At 47.8% G+C, this 7,606-nt stretch carries 6 protein-coding genes; 5 read left to right on the top strand and 1 reads right to left on the bottom strand.

All coding sequences use genetic code 11. The features are described from left to right. Positions 1 to 378 precede the first annotated feature (378 nt). From AC3DOM_RS13785 to AC3DOM_RS13765, 5 genes are all read left to right on the top strand, one after another. On the top strand, positions 379 to 2,079 hold the full coding sequence (locus AC3DOM_RS13785; protein WP_487919621.1) for an ABC transporter substrate-binding protein: 1,701 nt from the start codon (positions 379 to 381) through the stop codon (positions 2,077 to 2,079). Between the two features lie 122 nt (positions 2,080 to 2,201). After that, on the top strand, positions 2,202 to 3,281 hold the full coding sequence (locus AC3DOM_RS13780) for an ABC transporter permease (protein ID WP_487919620.1): 1,080 nt from the start codon (positions 2,202 to 2,204) through the stop codon (positions 3,279 to 3,281). 5 nt (positions 3,282 to 3,286) lie between these two features. Next, complete coding sequence (locus AC3DOM_RS13775) at positions 3,287 to 4,222, top strand: ABC transporter permease (protein WP_487919619.1); 936 nt, start codon at positions 3,287 to 3,289, stop codon at positions 4,220 to 4,222. 18 nt (positions 4,223 to 4,240) lie between these two features. Continuing rightward, entirely contained in the window at positions 4,241 to 5,269 is a 1,029-nt protein-coding gene (locus tag AC3DOM_RS13770; protein WP_487919618.1) for an ABC transporter ATP-binding protein, read from the top strand. Between the two features lie 10 nt (positions 5,270 to 5,279). Beyond that, positions 5,280 to 6,290: an ABC transporter ATP-binding protein gene (locus tag AC3DOM_RS13765; protein WP_487919617.1), complete on the top strand. Its 1,011-nt coding sequence runs from the start codon at positions 5,280 to 5,282 to the stop codon at positions 6,288 to 6,290. Between the two features lie 116 nt (positions 6,291 to 6,406). Here AC3DOM_RS13765 and AC3DOM_RS13760 read toward each other — a convergent pair. After that, positions 6,407 to 7,606: ISNCY family transposase (locus AC3DOM_RS13760; RefSeq protein WP_487919616.1), on the bottom strand; the 1,200-nt coding region annotated here is incomplete at its 5' end.

The following is a 7,606-nucleotide window of genomic DNA, read 5'->3' as shown; positions in this document are numbered from 1 at the left end:
TTGGAGAATTGATGCCGATCAACTATTCAATTATTAAAGTGTCAGGTGGCTAGATTTCTATTAGTCTTTATGAAATTTTTCCTGCAGCAACAGGCCCTCAGCACGCGTCTGTTGATCATTTCCCAGTTTCCACCCTTTTTCGATTTATATTACTCTCTTCTCGCAGCTTGAGTATTCTTCACCGCTGGAAATTTTTATACAATGTTGACAACCTGATACAATGCCCCGTATAATGAAAGCCTGCGTTTTAAATAACACCTTATCAGAAGGAGGAAGAACGAACAATATAAACAAAGAAGAAATCTCATTTATTCAACAGCACGTTCATTTTGATGGACAGTGCCCCTATTCACCAATCTCCCGTAAGGAGGAGAAATAATGAAGAATAAAACCCTATACTTGCTATTCGCGGCAGTTCTCGTCGCCAGCTTAGTATTGGCCGCTTGTACCCCAGCAGCAACAGAAGCACCCGCCCCCGCTCCTGAAGAGCCGGCACCCGCTCCTGAAGAACCAGCCCCCGCTCCTGAAGAGCCGGCCGAGCCCGTTGGTCCTTGTGACTACGGTGGAAAGATTGAATCAATCGTAGCGGTTGATGCATATACTGTTGATTTTAACATGTGCAGCCCTGATCCCGCCTTTCCTCAAAAAGCTGCTTTTACCCCCTTCGGTATCTATGCTGAAGAGTGGTTAGCTGCGAATGCCAATGAAGCAAATCAGGAAACCCTGCTTTCAGCTCCTGTCGGCACCGGCCCCTTCATGCTTGACACTTGGGCACGTGGCGAGAGCATTACTTTCAAAGCTTATGACGGCTATTGGGGTGACGCACCTGCTTACGACACCCTGGTATTCCGCTGGGCAACCGAAGGCGCGCAGCGCTTGCTCGAGCTTCAGTCTGGTACAGTTGACCAGATCACCAACCTAAGCGTTGAAGATTACGATACGGTTAAGGACGACGCCAACCTGCAATTCCTGCCGATTGCCAACCCCAACGTGCTTTACCTGGCAATGACCAACACCTTCGCTCCCTTCGATGATGTCAAGGTTCGCCAGGCGATTGCTATGGGTATTGATCGCCAGCGCATTGTAGACAACTTCTATGCTGAAGGTTCAGTAGTTCCCACCCACTTCACCCCCTGCAGTCTTCCCAATGGTTGTGTCGGTGATGCCTGGTACGATTTCGATGCCGCAGCCGCCAAGGCAATGCTGGCTGACGCTGGTTACCCCGATGGCTTCGAGACCACAATCTATTATCGTGATGTCTTCCGTGGCTATCTGCCGGAACCCGGTCTGGTTGCTGTTGAATTCCAAACCCAGTTGGCTGATAATCTCGGCATTACCGCTGACGTCATTGTAATGGAATCTGGTGAATTCATCGATGAGTCCACACAGGGTAACCTGGATGGTTTCTACCTTCTCGGTTGGGGTGCTGACTATCCTCACGTGACCAACTTCCTGGACTTCCACTTTGCTGAATCGAATCCTCAGTTCGGCGACCCGCATCCTGAGATCTATGAAACGCTTCAAAAAGCTTCACAGATTGGCGATGTCGCTACAGCCGAACCCCTCTACGTTGAGGCCAACAATGCCATCCGCGAACTGGTTCCCATGGTTCCGATTGCCAACGGTGCTGCTGCATCTGCAGCCCTGGCTACTGTTGATAACGCCCATTTCCGTCCCTTTGGCGCCCCGCTCTTTGCTAAAGTCGATCCCGGCAAGGACACCTTTGTCTTCATGCAGAATGCTGAACCTATCAGCCTGTTCTGCCAGGACGAGACCGACGGCGAATCACTGGCTCCCTGCCAGCAGGTTGTAGAAACTCTGTTGGCTTACGCGATTGACTCCGGCGAAGTTGTGCCTGAATTGGCCACTGGTTGTACGGCTAACGAGGATGCGACTGTCTGGACCTGCACCCTTCGTGAAGGCGTCACATTCCACGATGGCACCCCCTTTGATTCCAGCGATGTCGTTGCTTCATGGTATGCTGGTATTGACGCAGCCAACGCAAATCACATTGGTAACACAGGTGCGTTTGAGTACTATTCGTACCTCTTTGACGGCTTGATGAACGTAGAGGAATAATTCTTCTATTGCCATCTAGCTCGTAGCTAACAACAACGCGAGATGGCGCGGCACCAACAGGTGCGTGCTGTCTCGCGTTGTTCTTTTGCCATCATCACAATTTATTTCAGGTAGGTTTGCTTATGACACAATACGCAATTCGCCGCATTTTATACTCAATCCCGGTAATATTCGGGATTCTGGTTGTTACCTTTATCATGGCGCGCGCAATTCCAGGGGATCCATGCAAAGCAATGCTTGGTGAAAAGGCCTCCGCAGAAGTTTGTGAACGCTTCAATCGTGAACAGGGTCTTGACAAGCCTATCCCGGTTCAATTTGGGGTTTATATGAAGAATATTTTCTCTGGCGATTTTGGCGATTCCATTCGCTACAGCCGTCCCGTAGCAAAAATTCTACTTGAACGTCTCCCCACCACCATTGAGCTTGGACTTATCGCTCTTATTCTTGCTATCATGGTCGGTATCCCTGCAGGGGTGATTGCCGCTGTTCGTCGCAACACAGCAGTAGATGTTGGGGTAATGATCGCTGCCAATACAGGGGTATCAATGCCTGTATATTGGCTGGGATTATTACTCGCATATCTTTTTGCTCTAGTCCTCAAAGATACTCCCTTTTGGTTACCACCGTCTGGGCGAATTTCCGCCGGCTTGTCGGCTACTCCATTTTTTGAAGTTTTTCAATGGGGCATTGTAGAAGGCTCGGGCATATATAATTTTCTGGAATTCTTTGCCAATATGTATATTTTCAACTCCATCATTTCAGGAAACTGGGAAGTCCTCGGCGACGTGATTAAGCACCTAATTTTGCCTGCAGTAGCCTTGAGTACCATTCCACTGGCAATTATCGCTCGGATGACTCGCTCCAGTATGCTGGAGGTTCTCCGCCAGGATTATATTCGCACAGCCCGAGCCAAAGGATTGTTTGAACGTTTTGTAATTTTAAAACATGCCTTTCGGAATGCATTGCTGCCTGTCATTACTATCATCGGTTTACAGGTTGGGACACTATTTGCAGGTGCGGTACTTACGGAAACAATTTTTGGATTTGCAGGGGTCGGGCGGATGCTCTTTGAGGCTATCACTGCCCGTGATTTCCCTATCGTGCAAGGATTTACAGTTGTCATTGCAGTTGGCTATGTCGCTGTCAACCTTTTAGTTGATCTTTCCTACGTTTTCATTGATCCCCGCATAAGATTGGACTAAAGACAATGACAACCAAAATCGAACTTCTCCCCAATGATTCAGCTACAGATTATCGCACAAACTCGTTGTTCCGATTAACTATGCGCAGGATAGTCCGCCAACGCTCGGCAATTATTGGCGGAACGATTTTACTCTTCCTGGTTTTGGTGGCAATCTTTGCTCCGGCGATTGCTCCATTTGACCCCAATTTCGTCTTAATTGGACACGAAGACATTAAAAGGCGTTCTGATCCCTGCATTCACCTGCTGGGTTGTCCAGAAGATCAACCCCAGCATATTCTCGGTACAGATGGTAACGTTCGCGATGTCTTTAGTCGTGTCGTATTTGGCACACGCATTTCGCTCATGATCGGCTTTACCACAGTTGGATTTGCAATCCTGGTCGGGACACTGCTTGGTTCATTGGGTGGCTTCCTTGGCGGCTGGATAGATAATCTCATCATGCGCATCATGGATGTGCTGCTCGCTTTTCCGTCTCTACTTCTTGCCATTGCTATTGTCGCAGTTCTGGGGCACGGATTGCAAAACGCGTTACTCGCCATAGGAATCGTTTCAATTCCAGTATATGCCCGCGTGGTTCGCGCCAGCGTTCTCTCTGTAAAAGAACAGGAATTTGTTTCGGCATCACGCGCGCTAGGTGGTTCTCCAATGCATGTTCTTTTCCGCCGAATTCTGCCCAACGCTATCCCTCCGCTAATCGTACAAGGTACGCTCGGCATTGCCACAGCAATTCTTGATGCAGCTGCCCTCTCCTTTCTCGGTTTGGGTGCACAACCTCCAACAGCAGAATGGGGCACAATGCTTGGTACGGAACGGAATCAGGTATTCACTGCGCCACATTTGGTTTTCTACCCTGGTCTGGCAATTATGATTACTGTACTGGCATTCAACCTTTTGGGTGATGGGCTTCGCGATGCGATTGACCCACGACTTAAAAACTAATCGGATGGAGATTGAAACGTGACAAATAATACAACTCAAACTCTCTTAGAAGTCCGAAACCTGAAAACCTATTTCTTTACTGACGATGGTGTTGTTAAAGCTGTCGATGGGGTTGATTTTATAGTCAACTCGGGCGAAATCCTGGGCTTGGTGGGAGAATCAGGTTGCGGCAAAAGCGTAACGTCTTTCTCCATCCTGCAATTGATCGATGACCCCGGTCGAATCGTTGAGGGTGAAATCTATTTTAAAGATCGCGATCTACTCAAACTTTCTGAGCCAGAAATGGTAGGGATGCGCGGTAACCTGATTTCGATGATATTCCAACAACCACAAAGCAGCCTAAATCCCGTCTTCACTGTTGGTGCGCAAATTGCCGAAGTCTTTGAAATCCACAAGGATATTGATAAGAAAGAGGCCTGGGACGAAGCAGTCAAGCTGCTCAAATTAGTCGGCATTGCCGATGCTGAGGAAAAGGCTAAATCTTACCCTCATGAGATGTCTGGAGGGCAAGCACAACGCGTAATGATCGCAATGGCGCTGGCACTAAAGCCCGAGCTACTGATCGCAGATGAACCAACGACCGCGTTGGACGTAACGATCCAGGCTCAAATTTTAGACCTGATTCTTGGCTTGCGCGATAAAATGGGCACTTCGGTTATCCTAATTACTCACGATCTTGGTTTGATCGCAGAAACCGCAGACCGTGTTGCAGTAATGTACGCCGGGCAAATTATTGAGCAATCAGATATTGAATCTATCTTCGAGAATCCAATGCACCCCTATACGCAAGGGCTAATTGCATCTGTTCCTATTCTGGGACAAGTCCGGGAAGAGCTTAAAGTGATCCCGGGCTCAGTTCCAAACCTTGTCAATATGCCACCTGGTTGTCGCTTTGCCCCCCGTTGCCTGGCTAAGGAAGAATACACACTTGAGATTTGCAACCGGCTTGAACCAGATTTGGACAAATTTAGAGATGCCCACACAGTGCGTTGCTGGCTTTATCAGGATGGCGAGAATCACGTCGCTCCCATGAAAGCAAGAGAGTAGAGATAATTTTATGAGCGAAACCTCAATAGACAATAAAACGGAAGAACTAATTCGCGTTCAAAATCTTGTAAAATACTATCCGGTTACTGGAGGTGTTTTTCGACGCGAAATAGCCCAAGTCAAAGCTGTAGACGATGTCAGTTTTTCCATCGCCAAAGGTGAAACACTTGGCCTCGTAGGAGAATCTGGCTGTGGTAAAACTACCGTAGGTCATACCATACTTCAATTACTACCGGCTACAAGTGGCTCGGTAACCTTTGAAGGCACAGATGTCCTATCCCTTAAGGGTGCAGAGCTAAAAGAAATGCGTCGCAAAATGCAAATCGTTTTCCAGGATCCATATGCGTCGCTTGACCCACGCCTGCCAATCGGAGAATCAATTGCCGAGGGAATCAAGATTCACAAGATGGGTAATGCCGATGAACGCGTAGATAGGGTTATAGAAAATATGCGCAGGGTTGGGCTCGAAAATTATCACGCTAACCGATACCCACACGAATTCTCAGGTGGGCAGCGCCAACGCATTGGTATTGCCCGTGCACTTACTTTGCAACCAAAATTTATCGTGCTTGATGAACCTGTCTCTGCGCTGGATGTATCCATTCAAGCACAGGTGCTCAACATCTTGCGCAATTTGCAAAAAGAACTTGAACTCACTTATCTCTTCGTAGCACATAACCTTGCTGTTGTAGAGCATATCTCTGATCGCGTTGCAGTTATGTATCTTGGTAAAATTGCTGAAATGGCCCCGCGAGACGAACTCTTTAGTAATCCACAACACCCATATACACAGGCGCTAATGTCAGCGATCCCCATTCCCAAGCCAAACCGCAAACGGGAACGAGTGATTCTATCTGGTGATGTTCCAAGCCCACTCAACCCACCGAATGGCTGCCGTTTCCATCCTCGTTGCCCAATCGCCAAAGATATTTGCTCTCATGAAGAGCCTGAAATCAAGTCTTTGGTCAGCGAGCCAAAACACAAGGTTGCCTGTCATTTTACAGAAGCAGCAACCCAGTAGAATATCAAATTAAAACGTAGACTCCTCAATTTCTGAGGAGTCGCCGTTTTAATTGACAGGTGATTGATACAACAAATTAGTCTGTCAACGACAAGTTAAAATGTCCTGTATTTAAATTAAGTAGAAATGTCCGCATTTGGTCCAGATACTGATGCGGAATAGCCACTGCGCCAGGGGTGGTCAGGGGCAGGTTTGTGACCTTTGCGGATCTTGTTCACCTTGCGATCAAGATCTTTAGACGAGATGGCTTCAGCCTGTTTAGCTTGTTTTTTGAAGATGGTATACGCAAGTTCCTTTCCTTTGTACAGGATGCTAACTTTTCCTTTTGCATCCAAACAGACCGTAACCTTGGCATTTCTTAAGGCATAAGTCGGACGCTCAGTTTGGATTTGGTAAACAATCTTTTTGAATTGGATGCTCAAGTTTTTTGAGATGATGCGTGTCTCTTGCCAGGTCAGGATTTGGTCGAGATCATCCTTCAATAAAAGGGGGCGATGCGCGTCGTTACTACTCCGCGGGACAACTGCAAAACGACGATTGAAATCCTCCATAAATTCAGGGAGATAGGCATTGCCCTCTTCGATGCTGGAGATGCCTAAGAGCCGCATCTCTTTCACCAGGCGATCTTGCAAAGTCAGGTTTACCCGCTCCACCCGCCCTTTTGCTTGAGGCGTATTTGCACAAATGATCGCTACTTCCAACTCTTGCATCGCTCTTCCAAACTGGGTCAGGCTCTCTCCCGAACCTACGCTGGGTTGATTGACCCTGAATATGCCGTGTTTATCGCTGTAGAAGGCCACAGGCTTGCCATGACGCTCAAAATAGGCCCTGGAGGCTGCCGCGTAGCTAAAGAAACTTTCCCCCTCAACAAAACGCAATTCTCCCAATCTGCCAGTGGCATCGTCTATGAATACGAGCAGAGTACAAGCTGCTGCACGCTCCTCGAACCAGCGATGCGGAGAGCCATCTATTTGTACTAACTCGCCAAGGCTGGCACGCCGCTCTCGCATTTGATGTGCAATTATCTTTTTCGCCTTACGAGGTGTCCATAATTTCTCTGTGATCATTATCTGACGAACACTCCCCAGTGAAAGTTTGAGATCATGCTGCTCAACCAATTTTTCATGAGCAAGTGTGGGCCCAAAATCTGCATACTGACCATGCAATATATCGATTGCCTTTTCTTTTCTTTCTGGAGGTAATCGGTTATTACTTGGCCTGCCGCGTCTTTTGCTCACCAATCCAACTGCTCCCTCTGCTTGGTAGTTTTTCCACAGACGCCTAACATGACGAACACTAAGCCCCAATGCTTCAGA

It is taken from the genome of Candidatus Desulfolinea nitratireducens, assembly GCF_982879505.1.
The sequence above is the reverse complement of the archived record's forward strand: the minus strand, read 5'-3'. Positions and strand labels throughout refer to the sequence as shown.